This is a genomic window from Cupriavidus sp. a3 (assembly GCF_051015765.1).
GTDB classification, from domain to species: domain Bacteria; phylum Pseudomonadota; class Gammaproteobacteria; order Burkholderiales; family Burkholderiaceae; genus Cupriavidus; species Cupriavidus oxalaticus_A.
Genome location: NZ_CP170644.1, coordinates 2,289,862 through 2,311,185, shown reverse-complemented (window position 1 = coordinate 2,311,185; position 21,324 = coordinate 2,289,862). Strand labels below are relative to the sequence as shown.

Here is a 21,324-nt window from a genome sequence, read left to right as displayed (position 1 = left end):
GTGGCAAGGAACGTGGGGAAGCGCGGGCGCCGGCAAGTCATGGCTGTCTGGAGCCAGGCCGCGCACCGCCCGTGCGAGCAGTCCGCCAGATTACGCCGCAGGCGCGCTGCGTGCGTTCAAGTCCATGCTGCCCGCCGGGATAACCAGCATGCGGCCGACGCGGCGGGCGGGGGCGCGGCTACGCCGTCATCTTGAGGCACTGCTCCATGCAAACCGCACAGGCCCGCGCGCACTCCTGGCAGTGCTCGGCGTCATGGCGCTCGCATTCCTCCTTGCACCACTTGCAGACTTCGGCGCAGTCCTCGCAGACCAGCGGCGCGAACTCGCTGTTGCGCAGCATGTAGGAGGCGGCCAGCTGCGCGATGCCGGCGACATCCATGTCCAGCGCGATGCAGCGCGCCATCCTGTGCACGTCCTGCTCTTCCAGGCAGGCCCCGGCGCATTTCAGCGCGGCGGCGGCACAGGCGTTGCACGCGGCGATGCAGTCGGCGTAGCGGGCGGCGTTTTCCTGCACGGTGGGTCGGATCATCGAGCGTCCTCCTTCGGGGGTAGGTGGATGGAACCGTGAATGCCGGCGCGTGGCCGGCGGGCGCAGGGCACCGCGCCGCCCTGGCGGCGGCAAGCCGGTCCCATGGCGCGGTGATGCGGGCGCCCCAAAGGCGCCGTCACGGGGCATCGTTATTCACAATAGCAGGCGAAAGTCGATCCTGCGGGCCCGGTACTTGCAGCGCCGCGCTGGTTACAATGCCGCCTGCGCCAGGCGTTCCGGAGGATAGGGCGCGGGTATCGTGCCCGGCACCCGGCGTGGTCGTCGGGCACCACCGTCCCCCCAACCGCATCTAACAGGAAGCCGCAGACAACATGACGCATTGCCGGGCTCCGGCCGGGCACGCGACAGGCCGCCAGTCGGCTACCCAACAACACACCGCACCGCGTGGCCACAGTGGCCGCGCCGGGGCAAGCACACCGGCAGCACGGGAAGGAAGGACATCATGGGCGAGGCAAAGAAACGGGGCACCCCCGAAGAGCGTGCGGCACAGGCGCGCGCGAAGATTGAGGCCCTGCGTCCGGCGCAGCTGGTCTGCGGGCACTGCAAGACTGCGTTCAAGCAGTTCGACACCCTCAACGTGCCGGGCCTGCCCGGCATCGACGCCGTGTTCGGCGGGGAATGCCCCGGCTGCGGCAACGATGTGGTGGTGTTCAAGGGCGCGCCGGAAGCCGTGGCGCAGGCCATGATCGCCTGGGAAAAGATGCTGGGCGCCGACGCCCAGCTTGGCTACCAGTCCAGCGACGGGCGCCATGTCCCGTTCGAGCCGGAAGGCAGCGGTGCGGCAACTGCCAACACCGTGCCTGGCAAGCCTGGCGGCACGCTGCATTGACGGGCCGCCGGCCCGGCACGGGCCTGCCACGGCCCAGCTGGTGGCTGAGTTCGCCGGCCAGGTCCGGCGGACCGATTTCATAGCGCCCGCGCCCGGCACCCTTGGCGCGGTACAGCAGCACGTCCGCGAGCCGCGTCAGCCCGCGGTCCTGCACTGGCCCGCCGTGGTAGAGCGCCACATCGGGCCAGCACCTTACACCCCTTCGGGTCACGCGCACGGGACTGTGCCTTGTGCATCCGTCGCGGTATAGTGCCGCGTTATCGCAAGGCACGCAGCCGTTTGCCGGGCGCTGGCCAGCCTGACGGGTTCCGTGGCAGGCGCGCGTCGCTGGCGCCAGACCGTTCACGAAGACCATGAGACTGACTGCGCTTCCCCCTGCCTTGCTGTCGCTGCTGGCCGCGGCAGGCGGGGCGCTGCTGACCGCGGGGGCGTGGCGCCAGGTACAGCAATTCGAGCAGCGGCTGGCCCAGCAGCATTTCGATGCGCGGCTGAGCCAGGCCAGCAGTGCACTGCGCGAGCGCATGCTCGAGAACGAGCGGCTGCTGCGCGGCGTGGCGGGCCTGATGACGGCCAATCCGGCAACTTCGCGCGCGCAATGGCGCAACTATCTCTATACCGCCCAGCTCGATGAGCTGCCGCCCGGCACACAATCGATCGGCTACGCACCGCTGACGGCGCCGCGCCAGGTCCAACCCCTGATCGCGGCCGCGCGCGCCGATGGCCTGACCGATTACCGGATCCATCCCGCCGGCCCGCGCAGGCTCTACGCGCCCATCCTCTACGTGGAGCCGCTGGCCGGGCGCAACGCCCGCGCCGCCGGCTTTGACCTGCTGTCCGAGCCGTCCCGTCGTGCCGCGATGGAAGCGGCGCGCGACAGCGGCGAGCCCCGGCTGACGCGCGGGCTCGACCTGGTGCGCGAGGCCGAGGCGCAGGAGCGGCAGCGCGGCGCGCTGCTGTTCCTGCCGGTCTACGGTGGCGGCGTGGCCGCCAGCACGCTGGCGCAGCGGCGCGAGGCGGTGGTCGGCTATGTCTATGTGTCGCTGCAGCTGGGCGACCTGATGCGCGGGATCGGCGCGCCGGCACTGGCGGACCTGGAACTGTCGCTGCACGAGGGCACGCCTGCCATGCCCGGCCCGCAGCTGTCGGATACGGTTGGTACCGCGGATCGCGATGACGGCAATGCCCCATTGCTGCGCGGCGAGCGCCAGTTCCACTATGGTGGCGCCGCGTGGAGGCTGCGTGCGGCCACGCGTCCCGCGTTCGAGGCGGCATATGGCCCGCGCCAGGGGTATGCCGTGCTGGCCGCGGGCGCGCTCGCCACGCTGGCGCTGGCCGGCATGGCCTATGCGCTGGCACGGCAGCGCCGCACCGCGCGGCAACGCGAGGCGCAGGCTGTCCCCCCCTGGGAAGACGACAATGCCACGCTGCAGGCATGCATGGCGCAATCCGCCGACGGCTTTGTCCTCACCGACGCCAACGGCGTGGTCGTGCGTGCCAGCGAGCGCGCCGGCATGCTGTTCGGCATCGCGCCGCCCGATCTCGTCGGGCGTAGCCTCGATACGCTCGCCCCGGGCGCCACCGGTGTCGTGGAGGGTGCCGATGGCGCTGGCCTGGCCCGCGGCGCCGCGCAGCGAGAGCTGGCCGGCGTGCGTAGCGACGGCAGCCGTTTCCCGCTGCGCGCCAGTGCCGCGCACCTGCCCAGCGCCGAGGGCGGCGACAGCAGCGACAGCGGCGCCCACTGGCTGTGGGCAATCACCGACCTGGAGCCGCAGCAGCGCGCGCACCAGGCCGCCGCGCACCAGGCCGCGCGCTACGCCGGGCTGCTCGACCATGCCAGCTTCGGCGTCATCACCTTCGGCGACGACGGCGTGATCACCAGCGTCAATGCCGCAGGCACGCGCATGCTGTGGTACACCACCGCCGAGCTGGTCGGCCGCATGCCGGTCACCGGGCTGCATCTCGCCGACGAACTGGCGGCGCACGCGCGCGCGCTCAGCCAGGAGCTGGGCGAACCGGTGCCGGCCGGCATGCCCGCGCTGGTCGCCAAGGCGCGGCTCGGGCTGACCGACGAAGGCGAATGGACCTGGGTGCGCAAGGGCGGGTCGCGCCTGCCGGTGCAGGTATCCGTGTCGGCGCTGGCCGCGCAGCCGGACGGGCCGCCGGCAGGCTACCAGGCCATCGCCTACGACCTGACCGAACGCCGCCGTGTCGACGAATACATCCGCCACCTGGCGCTGCACGACCCGCTGACCGGCCTGCCCAACCGCGCCGAACTCAACGAGCGCGCACAGCCCATGCTGCTGCACGCGCGCCGCCACGGCGAACGCGTGGCGCTGCTGCTGCTGGACCTGGACCACTTCAAGCACATCAATGATTCACTCGGTCACCCGGTCGGCGACGACGTGCTGCGCACCATGGCCGACCGCCTCAAGGGCGCGGTGCGCCAGGGCGACCTGGTGGCGCGCATGGGCGGCGACGAATTCGGCGTGGTGCTGGGCGGCCTGCGCGACGACAGCGAGGCCGAGCTGATCGCCGCCAAGATCCAGGCGCGGGTCAATGAGGAACTGCTGGCCGGCGGGCAGCGCCTGCGCGTGACCCTGTCGATCGGCATGGCGATCTTCCCCGAAGACGGCGATTCGCTGACCGAGCTGATGAAGTCCGCCGACGCCGCCGTCTATGCCGCCAAGCAGGGTGGCCGCGCCCAGCTGTGCCGCTTTGCCGCGTCGATGGCGGAGGCCTCGCTGGCGCGCTTCACCATCGAAGGGCTGCTGCGCCGCGCGCTGGCCGGCAATGAATTCCGGCTGCGCTACCAGCCCATCGTCGATACCGCCACGAAAGAGATTACCGGCGTCGAGGCGCTGATCGCCTGGGAAACGCCCGAACGCGGCCCGATGCAGCCGTCCGAGTTCATCCCCATCGCCGAGCAAAGCGGGCTGGTCGCGCCGCTGGGCGATTGGACGCTGGCCACCGCCTGCCGCGAGATCCAGGCGCTGCGCGAGGCGTTGGGCCGTGACATCGAAGTGGCGGTCAATATCTCGCCGCTGCAGCTGCGCCAGGCCGGCTTCCCGGACACCGTGGCGCGCTGCCTGGAGCAGGCCGGCCTGCCGCCGCGGCAACTGGTGATCGAGGTCACCGAAGGCATCCTCGTCGACGGCGGCGAGACCACCATCGAGACCTTCCGTCGGCTGCGCGCGCTTGGCGTGGCGCTGTCGATCGACGATTTCGGCACCGGCTATTCCGGCCTGAACTACCTGACCCGGCTGCCGATCGACCGGCTCAAGATCGACAAGTCCTTCGTCGACGACGTGGCCACGCCCGGCCACGACCAGGCGGTGGCTGCGGCGATCATCGCGCTCGGGCACCAGTTGCACCTGAAGGTGGTTGCCGAAGGGGTGGAAACCGCGGCGCAGTTCGAGTTCCTGCGGTCGCAGGGCTGCGACGGCGTGCAGGGCTTCCTGTTCTGCCAGGCGGTGGCGCCGCACGCCTTGCGCCAGCTGCTGGAGACAGGCCTGGAAACGCCGCTGGCCGACCAGGCCGCCCCGCGGCAATAGGCCGGACACGCCGGACTGCGGCCTCGCAGAAACGGGTACGCTCAGTGCGGTTGGGCGGCTTAGTGAATGCGCGGACCGGTCAGGCTTCGCGCGGCGTGTCGGGGGTGGGAAGCTCGGCGTGCAGGCGGCGGTACAGTTCGTCGATGCGCTGGCGGCTGGCCGCCAGTTCCTCGCGGCCGCGCTCGGTCAGCAGGTAGACGCGGCCGATGCCGTCGCGCAGCACGCTTTCGAGATAGCCCTCCATCTGCAGGGCGCGCAGCAGGGGACGCACGGTGCCGATGTCGACCTGGAAGCCGTACTCCAGCAGCATGTCGGCGAGCATGGCTACCGTGGCGGGGACTTCCAGGGCAAATTGCAGGACGTAGACGCGGGCAAGCAGGCCCAGGAACTGTCGTTTCATGAAATCTGGCAACGCGGCAGCCGTACCGGCGGTTGACGCGGGCGGCATGCTGGATGTTTGGGTTTGCGGACGTTGTGCCGCCAACAGCGGAAACGCTGCCGGTAGCCGGGTTTGCCGTGCAGCGTATGCCGGATAATTCACTTTAGACGGCGCAGGCAAAAAAGAAGCCGCCAGGAGCCCTGGCGGCTTGTCGGGAATGCGTCGGAGGGGTCAATTAACTCTGGCGCAGACCAGAGTTTAATTTAATTGAATACGGCTTGTCACCTGTCTGATTCGACACCCCTCCCATGGAGGGGTATGGGTGTAGGCGGTTCGAAGGGAACGCCCTGCAATTGTCTGCCATTGTGCCCAAAAAGGCAGCCTGATGTGAGGTAGATCCCTCAACTGCAGCGAAAAAGCGACTCACATGTGCCGCATTCATCGCATGCAACAAGATGCAGATGTCCGAATCCGGCTTGCGCCCGTGCCACCACCAGCGTCAAATCGCGACACCCTCATCTTGCCGTGGCGACGCAGCTCGCCGCCGCCTCCTCATGAAGCCCGCCGATCTCGCACGCCTGCTCACCTTGGCCGCCATTTGGGGCGCCAGTTTTCTGTTCATCCGCATTGGCGCGCCGGTGCTCGGCCCGATGCCGGCCGCTTTCGTGCGCGTGCTCGTTGCCGCCATCACGCTCGCCGTATGCCTGCCGTTGTTGGGACTGCGCTGGGACATGCGCGCCAAATGGCCGGCGGTGCTCACACTGGGCGTGATCAACTCCGGCATTCCGTTCGCCATGTACGCGGTGGCGGCGCTGTGGCTGCCCGCCGGCTATTCGGCGGTGTTCAATGCCATGACGCCGCTGATGGGCGTCGTGATCGGCGCGCTGGCCTTTTCCGAACGGCTGACGCGCGCCAAGGCGCTGGGCGTGATGCTGGGCGTGGCCGGCGTGGCGGTGCTGACGCGCACCGGCCCGGTCGCGTTCTCGACCGAGCTGCTGCTCGGCGCGCTGGCTTGCCTGGTGGCGACCGCCTGCTACGGCCTGTCCGGCTTCCTGGCGCGGCGCTGGATCACCCAGCGCGGCGGCCTGGACAGCCGCCTGGTCGCCGCCGGCAGCATGGTCGGCGCGACGCTGTTCCTGCTGCCGTTTTGCGCCGCTGCGCTGTGGCGCCACAACACCCTGCCCGAGGCCGGCGCCGGAGTGTGGTGGGCCATGGCGGGCCTTGGCGTGCTCTGCACGGCGCTGGCCTACATCCTCTATTACCGGCTGATTGCCGACCTTGGCCCGGTGCGCTCGCTGACCGTGACCTTCCTGATTCCGCCGTTCGGCATGGTCTGGGGCGCACTGTTCCTGGGCGAGGCGCTATCGTGGGCCCATGCCGCTGGCGGCGCGCTGATCGGCCTGGCGGTGTGGCTGGTGCTGCGGCCGGTGATGGCCGACGTGCCGGCGGCGGCGGCGGTGGGGATGCCGGCGAAACGCTGACCTGTCAGCAAGCCGCCCCTGGGCGCGCTGGCGCTCCCGCCGTCGTTCCCGCGGCGACGTTGTACTGCTCCCGCACCATCATCACGACGCGGCGCGCCTGGCGCCAATGACGGATGGCGTCGGCCTCGGTACGTTCGGGGAAATCGACCTCGGCGCTCCAGTTGCAGCCGGTGTGGTCGGGCCGGTGCACGCACACCGCCCGCAGTTGGCAGTCATGGCAGCCGGGTTCCTGCCTCAGGTACACGCTGAGCAGGCGTTCCAGTTCGGATAGCGGCTTGGTCAGGCGCTTCATGATGGCTCCGTCAGGGCGCGGCATCGCTATGTCTACGCGGACCTCGGGCGCGTTCAGGCTTGCGTGGGCAGCGCCGCGGACAGATGCGTTTCGTCCGCCGCGCCGGCACGGCACTCGGGGCAGACGCCGTACAGCACCAGCATGTGCTCGCGCAAAATAAAGGCGTTGTCGGCGGCCACCTGGCGCTGGCGTTGCTCGATGCTTTCGTCGCGGAATTCCTCCACGCGGCCGCAGGCAACGCAGATCAGGTGGTCATGGTGGCCGCCTTCGTTGAGTTCGAACACGGCGTGGTCGGACTCGAAGGTGTGCCGCAGCAGGATGTCGGCCTGCACCAGCTGGTTGAGCACCCGGTACACGGTAGACAGTCCCGCATCCTCGTCCTGGGTCAGCAGGATGCGGTAGACATCCTCCGCACTGAGATGGCGCCGTGCGCTGGTGCGGAACACTTCAAGGATCCGCATCCGCGGCGACGTAGCCTTCAGGCCCGCGCGCTTGAGGTGGATCGGGCTGGACTGTTCGGATGACATGGCGGATGACATTGGAATGCTGCTGTTGCCCCGCATCGGACAGGGCGGCACCGTGCCCGTCGCCGCGCACGGCGGCGTCGATGGCTTGGCGGGATATTCAGGCTGGAGCGCCAGGGCCGGCCGCGCGCAGCGCTGGCGTCCCTGGCGGCACGCCGTGCCTGCACGACGCGCTGAATAAAAAGGCGGCCTGGCTTGCCTGCGGAAGACGCGATCGGGAAAGCGGGGTCTGGTTGCTTTCCCGATCTTCCGAAGACTGGCTACTGCCAAACGCTCCGCGTGACGGAGCGGTCCCCACAAAAGTCGGTATCGGATGCCGCGTGGCATGGCACGTGGCGGCGTCCGGAAATTCTGTCCTGCCAGGGTTCGGGGCGGTGCCGCTTGCCGCGGCGGCCTCGGTGCTGGCCGGGCTGCCTGGGTGGTGAAGCACCGTGCGTCAGGCAGTGATCGAATGGTAAATGGGAATCGATCTCATTACAAGTGAAATTTTTGCCGATCTGATTTCTGATTGAATCGAGGCCCAGTCACACTGAACTGCGCGGGGCTTCTTCCATGACATGACGCTGGACGGAGCCATCACCTCGCCTGCCTGCCGTGACCCAATTCACCTAAAGTTGACTTTGCTTTGACGAGCGCGCAGCCAGCATCGCTCCCAGATCCACAGCGGGAGCGCACCGCTGCGCTTGGCTTGTGTAGCGGCCCCGGCACAAGGTAAGGAGAAGCGTGATGGCTCAGGTATTCGACGCGATCATCATCGGCACCGGACAAGCTGGCCCCGCGCTGGCCGCGCGGCTGTCCGGCGCAGGCAAGAAAGTGGCAGTCATCGAACGTGCGAACTTTGGCGGCACGTGCGTGAACACCGGTTGCATCCCGACCAAGACCCTGATCGCGAGCGCGTATGCGGCCCATCTTGCGCGGCGCGCGGGCGACTATGGCGTGACGATCGGTGGGCCGGTTGCCATCGACATGAGGCAGGTGAAGGCGCGCAAGGACGAAATCGCCGGGCGCTCCGCCAGTGGCGTGGAACAGTGGATGCGCGGCCTGGCCAACGGCACCGTCTATCAGGGGCACGCCCGCTTCGAAAGCGCGCACACCGTGCGCGTCAATGGCGAACTGCTGGAAGCTGAGCGGATCTTTATCAACGTCGGTGGCCGGGCCCTCGTTCCGCCGATGCCCGGGCTCGACGAAGTGGCGTACCTGACCAATGCGGGCATGATGAACGTTGACTACCTGCCCGAGCATCTGGTCGTCATTGGCGGCAGCTACATAGGCCTGGAGTTTGCCCAGATGTACCGACGCTTTGGCGCCAGGGTCACCGTGGTGGAAAAAGGCCCGCGCCTGATCCAGCGCGAGGACGAAGACGTGTCGGAGGCGGTGCGGGAGATCCTGGAGCGGGAGGGGGTCGAAATCCGCCTCGATGCCAACTGCCTGACTGCCCGCCGGGCGGGAGCAGGCATCTCCGTCGGGCTCGATTGCGCGTCTGGTTCGCGCGACGTCAATGGCTCGCACCTGCTCCTGGCAGTGGGGAGGGTACCCAACACGGCAGACCTGGGACTCGACAAGGCAGGGGTCGAAACCGACGAGCGGGGCTATATCAAGGTGGATGAACAGTTGCGCACCAGCGTCCCCGGCATCTGGGCGCTGGGTGACTGCAACGGCCGCGGGGCCTTCACGCATACGTCGTATCACGACCACGAAATCGTCGCCGCCAACTTGCTCGACAACGATCCTCGCACGGTTGCGGACCGCATCACGGCCTATGCCTTGTTCACCGATCCCCCGCTCGGGCGCGCCGGCATGACTGAAACGGAGGCCCGCCAGTCCGGGCGCAACGTTCTTGTCGGCAGGCGCCCCATGAGCCGCGTCGGGCGCGCCGTGGAAAAGGGCGAAAGCCAGGGTTTCATGAAGGTGGTGGTCGACGCCGACAGCCGCTTGATCCTGGGCGCGGCAATCCTGGGTCTGAACGGCGACGAGGTGATTCACTCCCTGCTCGACGTGATGTATGCCGGGGCGCCCTATACCACCATCAGCCGCGCCATGCACATCCATCCCACGGTATCCGAGCTGGTGCCGACAATGCTGCAGGAGCTGGCATGAGTGGATGGAAATGGCGACAGCCGAAGGTGAGGCGTAGGCCTGCGGCATCAGAGTCCCTTGGTGAACGAGTCCGACTCGCCGGCGCGGGCGCCGTCGGTGTACAAGTCGTAAGCACCGATGCGCGCACCGTCCGTGAACGGATCGGGCTTGCGAGCGGGCGACGCGGACACACCTGTCCGGTCCATGCCGGCCACAACGACTTCTCCTGCGTGGGCGTAGCCGCCCGACAGCGCGGCAGCAACGGTCAGGGTCGTCGACGCAACAACAAGAATACGGGCGAAATGGGAAATCATGATCAGCTCCTGAATCTTGGTAGGAAGAACCTCGTTTGCGGCTTCGCTGGATTGGTGCGTCGCCGTTGGGTTCAATGTAGGAGCCAGCTACTCAACACAGTAGAGCGATGAGTAGCGATTCAATGACAACCGATGGTTGGTAATGGTGGGATTCAGGCCGTGGGCCACGGCCGCTTGCAGCGTTCCGGGCAGGCATGGCAACACTCAAAATGGGGTTGGCTTGCCGCCGGATGCCAATGTGTTCGCTCATCGACACGGGTGCTGCTTTGCAGCAGCTTGGCTTGGTGTAGCGCTCGGCACGATCTCCTGGCAGCCTCAGGTCCTTGCCATGGTGACGCCCATGCGCTTTCGCGGCTATGGCATCCACGTATTGAACGTGAGCGTATCGACGCAGCCAGGCGCCGGGGCCGTGGAAGCCGCCGAGGCCGCGCTGGCCGGGCCACTGATGGAGCTGGCGGCGGCGATCCAGTTGCGGATGCTGCGGCTGGAGAACGAGGGATCCGGCTAATCCGCGCCGGGCGTGGTCCTGGCAAACATGGACATGTGCCGCGTGATATGGCTTAGCAGTTCGAGCGCAGCCGCCGGCAATGGCCGGCCGGCCTTCACCATCAGCCTTGCCTGGGTGCCCATGAACAGCGGGTGATCGATCGGCACGACGGCGAGCGTGCCTGCCGCGATCTCGCGATAGGCGGCAAATTCACCGATCAGCGTCATGAAATTGTTGTAGCCGACGAACTGCTTCAGGGCCGTCAGCGAATTGCTGACCAGCGTCGCCCGGATCGAGATGTTCTCGGCAAACTCCACCATGCTCAGTGCATGACCCACGCCGAAAGATGCCGGCATGATCGCGAGCGGGTAGGCCTGCAGATCCTGGAGGCTGGCCGCGCCGCCGCGCACGGCAAGCGGATGGTCGGGGCGGACCAGCAGGACCACCGGCTGCGCCGCACTCGCGCGGTACTCGACGCGCGGATGGGGCGGCGGATTGTACGCCAGCCCGATATGTGCGCGGCTTTCGGCGACTTCCTGCAGCACGCCGTCCACCGCCAGGATGTCCATGTGGATATCGAGCTTCGGATACCGGGCGCAGAACTGCGCAAGGACTTCGTTGACCAGGAGGTCCACATAGCCTTCGCTCAGCACCAGCCGGACCTCGCCTTGCTGCAAGCCCTTCAGTGAATGCAACTGGTCTTCGAGCTTCTCCTGGTGCGAGCGATAGCCACGCCAGAACTCGAGCAGGTGCGCAGCCGCCGCAGTCGGCTTGAGGCCACGCGGCTCGCGCTCGAACAGCGTCGCGCCGAGTTCTTCCTCGAGCAGCCTGATCTGCCGGGTGATCACGGACGGCGAGGTATTGAGGCTTTCCGCGGCCCCCCGGATGGTGCCGTGAGCCACGACTTCCCGGAAGTATCGCAACCGCTGCTGGTTGATCTCTCGCATGTCGAAACGCTCCGCTTCGCTTTCTGACCGCGCTGACGATACCTGAAGCCGGAGGCCCTTGCGCGGCACTTGCGGCACTCGGCGGAAAATCCGTTGCTCAAAAGGGAACGAACCGTGGACTTAGTTGCTCTTTGCCTGCCCCTCTCCGGCTGCCAGACTTCAGGCCAGAAAAACATGCAGACGACACGCAACCACAGGAGACAGGCAGCATGCTGGCAATTCCCACCTCGAGCGCCGCCGACGGCGCTTCCGACGCTTCCTCGCTGTACAGCAAGATCAACTGGCGCTTGCTGCCTTTCCTGCTGGTCTGTTACCTGTTCGCCTATCTGGACCGGGTCAATGTCGGCTTCGCCAAGCTGCAGATGCAAAGTGACCTGGGCTTCTCCGATGCCGCGTACGGCGTGGGCGCGGGGATTTTCTTTATCGGCTACGTGCTGTTCGAGTTGCCCAGCAACCTGATGCTGCCGCGGGTTGGCGCGCGCAAGACGTTCAGCCGCATCCTGGTGCTGTGGGGCATTACCTCCGCCTGCATGCTGTTCGTGCGCAACGTGCCGACGTTCTACGCCATGCGCTTCCTGCTCGGCGTGTTCGAGGCGGGATTCGCCCCGGGCATGATCTATTACCTGTCGTGCTGGTACGGTCCGCAACGCATGGCCCGCGCCATCGCGATCGTCTTCCTGGCGGGCCCGATCGGCGGGATCGTCGGGGGTCCGGTGTCGGCGTGGCTGATGACCGCGCTCGCCGGCCAGGCCGGTCTCGCGGGCTGGCAGTGGATGTTCCTGGTCGAGGGCCTGCCCTGCATCCTGCTCGGTGTGATGGCTTTGCGGCTGGTGCCGGATCGGCCCGCCCAGGCCAGCTGGCTGAGCGAACAGGAACGGCGCCTGCTTGAAGCCGAGCTGAGTCCCGCGGCGGCGCACAAGCATTCCTTCAAGGCCGTGGCGAAGGACGCGCGGGTCTACGTGCTGGCCCTGGCATACTTCTGCATCATCGCAACCATCTACGCCATCAGCTTCTGGCTTCCGAGCCTCATCAAGGCACAGGGCGTGAACGATACGGTGCAGCTTGGCTGGTACTCGGCCATCCCCTACCTGGCTGCCGCCTTTGGCATGGTCTTCATGGGCCGCAGGTCTGACCGGGTCGGGGAGCGGCGCTTCCACTGCGCGGTGCCTGCGCTGGGCGCGGCGGTGCTGCTGGCGGCCTCGTTTGCAACGGATGGAAACCTGTTCGTGACGCTGGCATTGCTGACGCTCGCCACGATGGGGCTGTGGATGGCCTACACGGTGTTCTGGGCCATGCCCGCCGAATACATCAAGGGTCCGGCGGCGGCGGGCGGCATCGCGCTGATCAATACCATTGGCTTGTCGGGCGGTTTCTGGGGTCCTGCCGTCATCGGCTGGACCAAGGGCGCGACCGGCAGCCTAAGTTATGGGGTGCTGCTGATGGCTTCGCTGCCGTTGCTCGCCGCCGTGATCGTCCTTGCCAACAAGCTGCCGGCCAAGCGCTGAACCTGCGCCAGGCGGCATGAATCAAGTATCGTGTCCGGACGCACCGGAGATCAAAAGGAGTAGCAATGCGCTTGCATCTTTCAACCTGGGCTGAAATCGAGCAATACCTGGCGCGCAGCCGTACCATCGTGGTTCCGATCGGCTCGAACGAGCAGCACGGACCGACCGGGCTGCTCGGCACCGACTGGCTGTGCCCGGAAATCATCGCCAATGAAGCGGAGAAGGGGGCCGATGTCCTGGTGGCACCGACGTTCAATATCGGTATGGCGCAGCATCACCTCGCCTTTCCGGGGACCATTTCCCTGCGCCCCTCGACCTTTATCGCCGCGATCGGTGACTGGGTCCGCTCGCTGGCCGGGCATGGCTTCGAGAAGATCCTGTTCCTGAACGGCCACGGGGGCAATGTGGCATCAATTGAAGCCGCGTTCTCCGAGCTCTACGCCGAGGCGAGCTTCGCCAGGCGCCGCGCGGGCTTCGCGCTAAAGCTGTGCAACTGGTGGGACCTGGAAGGCGTCGGCGAGCTGGCGCGCAATCAGTTCCCGGCTGGCCACGGCTCGCACGCCACGCCTTCCGAGATTGCGATCACTCAGTGGGCTTTTCCGGACGCCATCAAGATTGCCGACTATGCGCCGAAGATCGCACCGTCGGGCCCGATCCGCGAAGCGCTGGACTTCCGCGCGCGCTATCCGGATGGCCGTATCGGCTCCGATCCGGGACTGGCGACGCCGGAAAAGGGTGCCGAGCTGGTCAGGCTGGCCGCGCAAAGCCTGGTGCGCGAACTGGAAGCGTTCGGCCGCGAGTCCATGCCCGCCTGATTCACACGCTGCGCGCCGCGGTGGGGAACGTTGCAGAAGGCCCGCTGGGCCTCCGCCTACGGCGGCTATCTTGCGCCAAGAAGCGCCGCGCACCTTCAGGCTGTCGATGACGGTCGGCTTCCGAGCGCTGTGGCGCCCTCCGCGCTCTCCGTGCCCCCAGGGCCTTCGGCGACGGCGCCCTGCAGCAGGTCCAGCAGCGCCTGCGGCGCATACGGCTTGCGCAGCACCGCGGCGTCGCCCAGCGCCTGGTGCTGGGCCGGCGTCAGCGCCAGCGGATAGCCGGTGGCAAACACGATACGCAGCCGCGGCTGGCGCTGGCGCGCGGCCAGTGCCAGGTCCACGCCCGAGCCACTGGTGCCGCCGTGCAGCGCGACATCGGTCAGCAGCAGGTCGAAGGTGCCGGCGGCAAGCAGTGCCAGCGCCTCGATGTCGTTCTGCGCCTCGGTCACCTCGGCGCCGCAGGCGCGCAGCAGTTCCGCCGTGCTGGCGCGCACCTGCGCGTCGTCGTCGACGCACAGCACGCGCGTGCCCGAATCACTGGGCGCGCGGCCGGCGGCAGCCACAGCCGCTGCCCCCGCGGCACGCTGTTCCCGGTTGGCCAGCACATGGCGGACCCTGCGCGCCAGCGCTTCATGTGTATAGGGCTTGCTGAGCAGTTCGACGCCGGGATCCAGCCTGCCGCCGTGCACGATGATGCTGTCGGTATAGCCCGAGGTGAACAGCACCCCGATGCCCGGCAGCCGCTCGCGCACCTTGTCGGCCAGTTCGGTGCTGCGCAAGGGCCCCGGCATCACCACATCGCTGAACAGCAGGTCGATGTGAACGCCCCGCTCGACGATGGCCAGCGCACCCTGCGCATCGCGCGCGCGCAGCACGTGGTAGCCCAGGCTGGCAAGCATCTCGACCACGGTGGCGCGTACGTCCTCGTCGTCCTCGACCACCAGCACGGTTTCGCCGCCGCCGCGCGCGCGGTCCATATCGGGTTCGGCATCGGGATCCTCGGCCATGTGCACGCGCGGCAGGTAGAGCTTCACCGTGGTGCCGCGGCCGGGCTTGCTTACGATCTTCACATGGCCATCCGATTGGCGGATAAAGCCATACACCATGCTCAGGCCGAGGCCCGTGCCCTGGCCTTCGGGCTTGGTGGTGAAGAACGGCTCGAACACATGTTCCTGCACCTCGGGCGTCATGCCGGTGCCGGTGTCGGTGACCGCCAGCAGCACATACTGCGCCGCCGGCCGCGGCGCGCGCCCGTGCGGCGGCTCTTCCAGCGCCTCGTCGAGCCACGTGTTGCGCGCCTCGATGGTCAGGCGGCCCTGGCCGTGCATGGCGTCGCGCGCGTTGATCGCCAGGTTCAGCAGCGCGTTCTCGACCTGAAACGGGTCGACTAGCGTATTCCACAGGCCGTCGGCCACCACGGTTTCGATCTCGATGCCGTCGCCCAGCGCGCGCCGCAGCATGTCGTCCAGCGTGCGCGCCAGCCGGCCCAGGTTGACCACGCGCGGGGCCAGCGGCTGGCGCCGCCCGAATGCCAGCAGCTGCGACGACAGCTTGGCGCCGCGGGCCACGCCGGCCAGCGCATTGCGCAGCCGCGGCGCGGCGTCGGTATTGCCGGACAGGTCGCGCGCCAGCAGCTGCAGGTTGCCGCCGATCACCTGCAGCAGGTTGTTGAAGTCATGGGCGACGCCGCCGGTCAGCTTGCCGATGGCTTCCATCTTCTGCGCCGTGCGCAGGGCCTGGTCGGCATGGCGCAGCGCCGCCTGGACTTCGCGGTCGCCGGTCACGTCGCGGCCGACGCCGTGGAGATGGCCGTTGGCCGGATCCACCGTCAGGGTCCAGGCCAGCCAGCGCAACGCGCCGTCCGCGCGCGGCTGGCGGCATTCGAAACGCACCGGCGTGCCGTCGTGGCGCAGCGCCGCCAGCTGCGCGGTCACCAGCACCAGGTCGTCCGGATAGATGAACGACAGGTAAGGCCGGCCCAGCGCCTCGTGCGGGGCATGGCCAAGCGTGCGTGTCCAGGCCGGGCTGATGCGCTGCAGGGTGCCGTCGAAGCCGGCCACGATCAGCAGGTCTTCGCTCAGTTCCCACAGCCGGTCGTGGTCAGTCACGGCCTGCGCGATGCGCCGCTCGAGCGAGGCATTGAGGTCCTGCAGGCGGCGCTCGGTGGCGCGCCGCAGCTCTGACAGGCGCAGGTTGCTGGCCACGCGGGCCAGCAGTTCGCGGGCCGAGAAGGGCTTGATCAGGTAATCGTCGGCGCCCGATCCCAGGCCGCTCACGCGCGCTTCCTCGCCGGCGCGCGCCGACAGCAGCAGCACCGGCGTGTCGCGCAGCGCCGGATCCGCGCGCACGGCCTGCACCAGGCCGAAGCCGTCGAGCCTGGGCATCATCACGTCCGACACGATCAGCGCGGGCAACTGGCGGCGCGCCAACTCGAGCGCGGCCTCGCCGTCGGGTGCCACCTCGACGCGGTGGCCGGCGGCATTCAGCAGCCGGCGCATGTAGTCGCGCAGGTCGTCGTTGTCGTCAACCACCAGCACGGTGGCGGGGGCAGCCGCTTCGCCGCCGGGCGCAGGCGCATGTTGCGGGCTGTACTGCGCGTCCTCTGCGGCCATGGCCAGCGCCGGTGCCTCGGCATGCGGCCAGCGCAGCGTCGCGTCCACGTAGGCGCGGGCCTGCGCACTGCTGGCCGCGAGCGCTGGCACCGTGTCCGCCGGCACGTCCCCGGCGGCCGCCACCGGCATCGTGACCGTGAAGCAGGTGCCCTGGCCCTGCATGCTGTCGACTTCGACGGTGCCGCCATGCAGGCGCACCAGTTCCCGCACCAGCGCCAGGCCGATGCCGCTGCCTTCGATCGAGCGGCCCTGCGCGCCTTCGACGCGATGGAAGCGCTCGAAGATGCGCGGCAGCTCGCCGGCCGGGATGCCGATGCCGGTGTCGCGCACGCGCAGCACCGCATTGTCCCCATGGGCCACGATGCTGACGGTGATGCTGCCGGCAAACGTGAACTTGAACGCATTGGAGACCAGGTTCAGCACGATGGTCTCCCACATGTCGCGGTCCACCGCCACCGGCTGCGGCAGCGGTTCGCATTCGACGCGCAGCGACATGCCGGCGCTCTCGACACAGGCACGGAACAGCGAGGCGAGGTCGGCGGTGAAGGCGGCGAGGTCGGTGGGGTGGCGCCGCATGCGGATGCGGCCGGCCTCGATGCGCGAGAAGTCGAGCAGCGCGTTGACCAGCTTGAGCAGGCGCATGCCGCTGCGGTGGGTCATCTCCAGCAGCGAGCGTTGTTCGTCGCCGGCGCTGTCGTCGCCAGTGCCGGCGCGCCGCAGCAGCTCTTCGAGCGGTCCCAGCATCAGCGTCAGCGGCGTGCGGAACTCATGGCTGATGTTGGAGAAGAAGGTGGTCTTGGCGCGGTCGATCTCGGCCAGCGCCTCGGCACGCTTGCGCGCTTCCTCGTAGGCCTGCGCCGAATGCATGGCCGCGCCGATCTGGCCCGCCACCAGGTTCAGGAAGCTGCGGTAGCGCTCGCCGAACAACCGGTACGGGTTCAGCCCCACCACCAGCACGCCGCGATGCGAGGCGCTGCCCGACGGCGCCACCGGGATCACCGCGGCCGCATCCGTGGGCACACCCCACGCGCCGGCGGGCAGCGGCGCGGCAAAGCGCGTTGCCAGCTGCTCGATCAGCGCCGGCTGTTGCTGCTGCAGGACCTCGGCCACCGGCCACGGCGCCATGCCTTCGAGCGAGATCGCGGGCGGTGCGGCGGGGTGAGCAGGATCGATGCCGCTGGCGACCACGCGCTGCAGGTCGGTGGCGCCGGGTTCGGCGATGTAGAGCAGCGCGAAGACGATGTCGCGCGGGTCCGATGCCAGCGCGCCCATGGTGCGCTCGCACGCCTGGCGCCACGAACGCGCGTCGGTGGCCGCCGCGGCCACGTCACGCAACACATTCAGTTGTCGCTCGGCCAGGACGCGCTCGGTATCGTCGCTGTTGGCGCAGATGATGCCGCCGGTGCCGCCGTGGTCGTTCGGCACGGGGCTGTACGAAAAGGTGTAGTAGGTCTCTTCCGGATACCCGTTGCGCTCCATGATCAGGAGCTTCTGCTCGACGAAGGTGCCCTCGGCACCGGTCATCGCGGTGTCGAGCAGCGGGCCGATTTCCGGCCAGATTTCACGCCAGACCACTGCGGCCGGCTGGCCCAGCGCGCCGGGGTGCTTGCCGCCGATGATGGACTTGTAGGCGTCGTTGTAGAAGAAATGCAGCGCCTCGCCCCAACCGATCCAGATCGGCTGGCGCGAGGTCAGCATGATGCGGATGGCCGTCTTCAGGCTGTGCGGCCACGCCTGCGGCGGCCCCAGCGGCGTGGCGGCCCAGTCGTGCGCGCGGATCAGCGCGCCCATCTCGCCGCCCCCGGCCAGAAAGCCAGGCATGTCTGGGCAGGCGGGCGCTTGCGGCCCGATGCCGTCGGGTCTGCTCATGGTGGTCTCCCGAGCCGCGCCTGCGCTGCGCGCGCGTCCCGCAAGACTTTGCCTAGCCTGGTGGCGCAATGCAAGCTGCGCCGGCGCCTACAGCGGCGGGTTCACCCAGTACGGGTCCCGCCCGTAGTACTCGTGCAGCGACTTGCCCCACTGCGGATCGGCCATGGCCGGCCAGCTGTCCTTGTTGAAGCCGGGGGCGGACTTGATCCGATCCGCCGTCACGGCGATCCGGAAGCACTTTTCGTCGGTGTCCATCACCAGGGCGTTCCACGGGATGGCGTGCAGCGTATCGCCAATGCCGAGGAAGCCGCCGGCCTTCAGCACCGCGTAGGCGATGCGGCCGTGCGGCACGTCCAGCATGATCTCGGAGATCGTGCCGACGTGTTCGCCGTCGGACGAGTACGCCTTGGTGCCGTCCAGGCTGGATGCCGCCATGACTTCCGGACCGGGGCCTTCGCCCACGCCCGAACCGATGATGGCCGCGCCTTGACTGCTGGGAGATTGGGTTTGCATGTTGGGCTCCTTGTGCCAATGAACTCAGGAACATGGAGCGTGCGCAATGACCATGCCTGCACCGCGGGCGGCGCCGCAGCGGGCCACGCAAGGCTGTTTTGCCGCGTCGGGCGCGCGGCAACGTAATTCTTTCGCGCCGGGTTTGCAAAAATGCGCGCCGGGACGGCCGCGTTCAGAACTGGTGGCGCATCCCCAGCATGACGTCCACGCGCGTGCTGCCGTCCACGCCGGCGGCCGGGGTGCCGGCCCGGTATTCGGTCTGCCGGCCGACGACAGGCGCTGGTTTTCCTGGTCGATGCGGGCACCCAGGAAAGGTGCCGTGTCTGGCGCTGCACTGGCGAATCGCGTCAGCCTTCTGCAGGGGCGGCCGGCATGTCGCGCGACAGGCCCAGGATCCAGCCGCGGAAGGCCGCCAGTGCCTCCGATTCCGGCCGGCCCTCGGGGTAGGCGAAATAGTAGCCCTGGTCCTGGTCCTGGTCCTGGTCCTGGTCCTGGTCCTGGTCCTGGTCCAGCATGCGGGCCAGCGGCGTCACCAGCTGCCCGGTCTGCAGCTCGCGCTCGATCAGCAGCCGCGGCGCCAGGCCGATGCCGAGCCCCGCGGCGGCGGCGGCCGTCATCATCGTGAACAGCTCATAGCGCGGCCCGCGCGAGGCGGCCAGGCTGAAGTCCCAGCCCTGCGCCGCGTACCAGTCGCGCCAGGCGTTGGCGCGCGTGCTCAGGTGCAGGTGGCGGCAGCGTGCCAGGCTGGCGGCATCGGTGACGGCATGGTCGGCAAGGAAGGCCGGGCTGCACACCGGCACCATGCCGCCTTCGCGGAAGATCACGCCGCCGCGCGTGCCGGGCCAGAACTGGTAGCCGAAATAGATCGCCGCGTCGTAAGCGCACTCCTGGAACGAAAACGGCTGCGAGCGCGCCGACAGGTTGACGGTGACGTTGGGATGGCGCCGCGCAAAGTCGGGCAGCCGCGGGATCAGCCACTGCGTGGCGAAGGTGGGCACCACCGCCAGCTCCAGCGTGAAGCCCATGGCGCGGCCGGTGCTGATTTCCAGCGTGTCGCGCTGCAGGTGGTCCAGGTGCCGGCGGATGCGCGCGGCGTATTCGCGCCCGGTCTCGGTCAGTTCCAGGCGCCGCCGCACGCGCGTGAACAGCGCCACGCCCAGGCGTTGCTCGAGCTGCGCCACCTGCCGCCCCACCGCGCTGTGCGTCAGCGCCAGCTCGGCTGCGGCGCGGGTAAAGCTGCCCAGCCGTGCCGAGGCTTCGAAGGCCTGCAGCGCGCCCAGGTTGGGGATGTCGTTTCTCATGGGACGGCGAGGAAGGGAGTGCGCCAGTATAAACAGCGGCGAGGCACCGGAGGTCGTGCGCCGCGCGCACAACGTTGTGCGCAATGCGCGCTTGTGCCCGGGCGGCGCGGGCCACTATCCTGGCCCGCGGATCGTTGCCATATTGCCCGCCGGGGTGAAAGCCGGTCCAGCCCACTTCCAAGCGCCCATGTCATCCAATATCTCCACGCTCCTCACCGCCAACGTCGGTGCCACCCGCGCCGCGCAACTGATGTCGCTGGTCACGCTGCCGGCCAGCCTGCCCCAGGACCCGCAAGGTGCTACCCGGGCCGAGATCGCCCAGGCGCTGAACATGGTGCTGTTCGGCGGCATCCTGGAACGCGTGCCGACCGGCCGCGCCTACACCGATGACGTCGCCGCCGCAGGCGGCAAGGTCACCTTCGACCACGGCGCGCTGCGCACGGTCAAGTGGCGCGACAACGGCGCGCTGCCCGAAGGCGAGGCCGCCTTTACCCGCATCCTGCGGCCGTTGGGCTACGTGCTCAACGGCACCTATCCGCTTGACCGCATCGGCATGACCGGGCGCTCGTACGCCCACGCCGATGCATCCGAGGACATTGCCCAGTTCTTCGTCAGCGAATTCCATCCGGAGCGCTTCAGCGAAGACTTCCGCGCCGCAGTCAGCCGCGTGACCGGCAGCTCCGCCGATCCGCTGACGCCGCGCGCGCAGACGCTGCTGTGGCAACTGGAGCGCGACGGCGCGCTGGCAGTGGCCGACGGCGCTGAACTGGTCGGCTTGCTGGTGCCTTGCTTCGAGCGCCAGCACGCTGCACCACGGCTGGCCGACTACGAAGCGCTGCTGCGCGAATCGGCCGAAATGGCGTGGATCGCCACCGAAGGCAATGCCTTCAACCACGCCACGGACCGCGTCGACGACGTGTTTGCGCTGGCCGAGCAGCAGAAGCAGCTGGGCCGGCCGATGAAGGACAAGGTGGAAGTGTCGGGCAGCGGGCGCGTCAGGCAGACGGCGTTTCGTGCCGATACCGTGCGCCGCACGTTCGTCGGTGCACAGGGCGAGGCCGTGGAGCGCGAGGTGCCGGGATCGTTCTACGAGTTCATCACGCGCGAGCGCTTTGCCGAGGCCGAAGCTGCGCCGCAGCGTTATGACCTCGGCTTTGATGCGGGCAATGCGCAGGGGATTTTCAGGATGACCGCGGCGGCGTGCTGAGCGCGAGTTGGGGATAGCCGTCGACTCCGCAGGTTGCGTGCTCCCTCTCCCGCTTGCGGGAGAGGGAGCGAA

Annotated in this window: 16 protein-coding genes and 1 pseudogene; 8 read left to right on the top strand and 9 right to left on the bottom strand. The window is 68.4% G+C overall.

The window, feature by feature from the left end; all coding sequences use genetic code 11:
- Positions 1–178: 178 nt before the first annotated feature.
- Positions 179–529, bottom strand: a complete 351-nt coding sequence (locus ACAD63_RS32340) for a four-helix bundle copper-binding protein (RefSeq protein ID WP_133097087.1) — start codon at positions 527–529, stop codon at positions 179–181.
- A 463-nt stretch (positions 530–992) separates the two neighbouring features.
- On the opposite strand from ACAD63_RS32340, the gene ACAD63_RS32335 reads away from it, so the two are divergent.
- Together ACAD63_RS32335 and ACAD63_RS32330 are read left to right on the top strand one after the other, a co-directional pair.
- Positions 993–1,379 (top strand): hypothetical protein, encoded by a 387-nt coding sequence (locus tag ACAD63_RS32335; protein WP_133097086.1) that lies wholly within the window; start codon positions 993–995, stop codon positions 1,377–1,379.
- 353 nt (positions 1,380–1,732) lie between these two features.
- Positions 1,733–4,930, top strand: a complete 3,198-nt coding sequence (locus tag ACAD63_RS32330) for a bifunctional diguanylate cyclase/phosphodiesterase (RefSeq protein WP_434034310.1) — start codon at positions 1,733–1,735, stop codon at positions 4,928–4,930.
- A gap of 79 nt (positions 4,931–5,009) precedes the next feature.
- On the opposite strand, the gene ACAD63_RS32325 is transcribed toward ACAD63_RS32330, so the two are convergent.
- Positions 5,010–5,330: a PadR family transcriptional regulator gene (locus ACAD63_RS32325; protein WP_133097084.1), complete on the bottom strand. Its 321-nt coding sequence runs from the start codon at positions 5,328–5,330 to the stop codon at positions 5,010–5,012.
- A 533-nt stretch (positions 5,331–5,863) separates the two neighbouring features.
- On the opposite strand from ACAD63_RS32325, the gene ACAD63_RS32320 reads away from it, so the two are divergent.
- Positions 5,864–6,790, top strand: a complete 927-nt coding sequence (locus ACAD63_RS32320) for a DMT family transporter (protein ID WP_135703419.1) — start codon at positions 5,864–5,866, stop codon at positions 6,788–6,790.
- A 4-nt stretch (positions 6,791–6,794) separates the two neighbouring features.
- Here ACAD63_RS32320 and ACAD63_RS32315 read toward each other — a convergent pair whose 3' ends face one another.
- Positions 6,795–7,082: a hypothetical protein gene (locus ACAD63_RS32315; RefSeq protein ID WP_133097082.1), complete on the bottom strand. Its 288-nt coding sequence runs from the start codon at positions 7,080–7,082 to the stop codon at positions 6,795–6,797.
- Positions 7,083–7,135: 53 nt separating this feature from the next.
- Positions 7,136–7,609 (bottom strand): ferric iron uptake transcriptional regulator, encoded by a 474-nt coding sequence (gene fur / locus ACAD63_RS32310; RefSeq protein ID WP_240745754.1) that lies wholly within the window; start codon positions 7,607–7,609, stop codon positions 7,136–7,138.
- 723 nt (positions 7,610–8,332) lie between these two features.
- On the opposite strand from fur, the gene ACAD63_RS32305 reads away from it, so the two are divergent.
- A complete protein-coding gene (locus ACAD63_RS32305; RefSeq protein WP_135703420.1) occupies positions 8,333–9,703 on the top strand; it encodes an FAD-containing oxidoreductase in 1,371 nt (456 codons plus the stop codon).
- A 47-nt stretch (positions 9,704–9,750) separates the two neighbouring features.
- Here the strand turns inward: ACAD63_RS32305 and ACAD63_RS32300 are convergent.
- A pseudogene (locus ACAD63_RS32300) lies at positions 9,751–9,909 on the bottom strand (copper resistance protein CopQ); the annotation flags it as partial.
- Between the two features lie 415 nt (positions 9,910–10,324).
- On the opposite strand from ACAD63_RS32300, the gene ACAD63_RS32295 reads away from it, so the two are divergent.
- Entirely contained in the window at positions 10,325–10,504 is a 180-nt protein-coding gene (locus ACAD63_RS32295; protein WP_240745755.1) for a hypothetical protein, read from the top strand.
- Here ACAD63_RS32295 and ACAD63_RS32290 read toward each other — a convergent pair.
- Positions 10,501–11,430 carry a LysR family transcriptional regulator gene (locus ACAD63_RS32290; RefSeq protein WP_133097080.1) on the bottom strand — a complete coding sequence of 310 codons (930 nt, stop codon included), beginning with the start codon at positions 11,428–11,430 and terminating at the stop codon, positions 10,501–10,503. The genes ACAD63_RS32295 and ACAD63_RS32290 overlap by 4 nt on opposite strands.
- A 209-nt stretch (positions 11,431–11,639) precedes the next feature.
- Between ACAD63_RS32290 and ACAD63_RS32285 the strand changes: the two genes are divergently transcribed.
- Both ACAD63_RS32285 and ACAD63_RS32280 read left to right on the top strand, forming a co-directional pair.
- The gene (locus ACAD63_RS32285) at positions 11,640–12,935 is read left to right on the top strand and encodes an MFS transporter (RefSeq protein WP_133097079.1); all 1,296 of its coding nucleotides are present in this window, start codon (positions 11,640–11,642) and stop codon (positions 12,933–12,935) included.
- 65 nt (positions 12,936–13,000) lie between these two features.
- Positions 13,001–13,750 (top strand): creatininase family protein, encoded by a 750-nt coding sequence (locus tag ACAD63_RS32280; protein ID WP_135703422.1) that lies wholly within the window; start codon positions 13,001–13,003, stop codon positions 13,748–13,750.
- 95 nt (positions 13,751–13,845) lie between these two features.
- Here the strand turns inward: ACAD63_RS32280 and ACAD63_RS32275 are convergent, their stop codons facing one another.
- From ACAD63_RS32275 to ACAD63_RS32265, 3 genes are all read right to left on the bottom strand, one after another.
- Positions 13,846–18,231, bottom strand: a complete 4,386-nt coding sequence (locus ACAD63_RS32275) for a response regulator (RefSeq protein WP_434034309.1) — start codon at positions 18,229–18,231, stop codon at positions 13,846–13,848.
- 87 nt (positions 18,232–18,318) lie between these two features.
- Positions 18,319–18,744: a PRC-barrel domain-containing protein gene (locus ACAD63_RS32270; RefSeq protein WP_133097076.1), complete on the bottom strand. Its 426-nt coding sequence runs from the start codon at positions 18,742–18,744 to the stop codon at positions 18,319–18,321.
- A gap of 347 nt (positions 18,745–19,091) precedes the next feature.
- Entirely contained in the window at positions 19,092–20,045 is a 954-nt protein-coding gene (locus ACAD63_RS32265) for a LysR substrate-binding domain-containing protein (RefSeq protein WP_434034308.1), read from the bottom strand.
- Between the two features lie 187 nt (positions 20,046–20,232).
- Between ACAD63_RS32265 and ACAD63_RS32260 the strand changes: the two genes are divergently transcribed.
- The gene (locus ACAD63_RS32260) at positions 20,233–21,252 is read left to right on the top strand and encodes a DUF1338 domain-containing protein (protein ID WP_135703425.1); all 1,020 of its coding nucleotides are present in this window, start codon (positions 20,233–20,235) and stop codon (positions 21,250–21,252) included.
- Positions 21,253–21,324: the final 72 nt, after the last annotated feature.

Excerpts from the sequence above, each read along its gene's own strand:
- ACAD63_RS32265 (WP_434034308.1), bottom strand. The coding sequence starts at position 20,045 with ATGAGAAACGACATCCCCAACCTGGGCGCGCTGCAGGCCTTCGAAGCC.
- fur (WP_240745754.1), bottom strand. The coding sequence starts at position 7,609 with ATGTCATCCGAACAGTCCAGCCCGATCCACCTCAAGCGCGCGGGCCTG.
- ACAD63_RS32260 (WP_135703425.1), top strand. The coding sequence starts at position 20,233 with ATGTCATCCAATATCTCCACGCTCCTCACCGCCAACGTCGGTGCCACC.
- ACAD63_RS32320 (WP_135703419.1), top strand. The coding sequence starts at position 5,864 with ATGAAGCCCGCCGATCTCGCACGCCTGCTCACCTTGGCCGCCATTTGG.
- ACAD63_RS32340 (WP_133097087.1), bottom strand. The coding sequence starts at position 529 with ATGATCCGACCCACCGTGCAGGAAAACGCCGCCCGCTACGCCGACTGC.
- ACAD63_RS32325 (WP_133097084.1), bottom strand. The coding sequence starts at position 5,330 with ATGAAACGACAGTTCCTGGGCCTGCTTGCCCGCGTCTACGTCCTGCAA.
- ACAD63_RS32270 (WP_133097076.1), bottom strand. The coding sequence starts at position 18,744 with ATGCAAACCCAATCTCCCAGCAGTCAAGGCGCGGCCATCATCGGTTCG.
- ACAD63_RS32280 (WP_135703422.1), top strand. The coding sequence starts at position 13,001 with ATGCGCTTGCATCTTTCAACCTGGGCTGAAATCGAGCAATACCTGGCG.
- ACAD63_RS32295 (WP_240745755.1), top strand. The coding sequence starts at position 10,325 with ATGGTGACGCCCATGCGCTTTCGCGGCTATGGCATCCACGTATTGAAC.
- ACAD63_RS32335 (WP_133097086.1), top strand. The coding sequence starts at position 993 with ATGGGCGAGGCAAAGAAACGGGGCACCCCCGAAGAGCGTGCGGCACAG.
- ACAD63_RS32330 (WP_434034310.1), top strand. The coding sequence starts at position 1,733 with ATGAGACTGACTGCGCTTCCCCCTGCCTTGCTGTCGCTGCTGGCCGCG.
- ACAD63_RS32285 (WP_133097079.1), top strand. The coding sequence starts at position 11,640 with ATGCTGGCAATTCCCACCTCGAGCGCCGCCGACGGCGCTTCCGACGCT.
- ACAD63_RS32275 (WP_434034309.1), bottom strand. The coding sequence starts at position 18,231 with ATGAGCAGACCCGACGGCATCGGGCCGCAAGCGCCCGCCTGCCCAGAC.
- ACAD63_RS32290 (WP_133097080.1), bottom strand. The coding sequence starts at position 11,430 with ATGCGAGAGATCAACCAGCAGCGGTTGCGATACTTCCGGGAAGTCGTG.
- ACAD63_RS32305 (WP_135703420.1), top strand. The coding sequence starts at position 8,333 with ATGGCTCAGGTATTCGACGCGATCATCATCGGCACCGGACAAGCTGGC.
- ACAD63_RS32315 (WP_133097082.1), bottom strand. The coding sequence starts at position 7,082 with ATGAAGCGCCTGACCAAGCCGCTATCCGAACTGGAACGCCTGCTCAGC.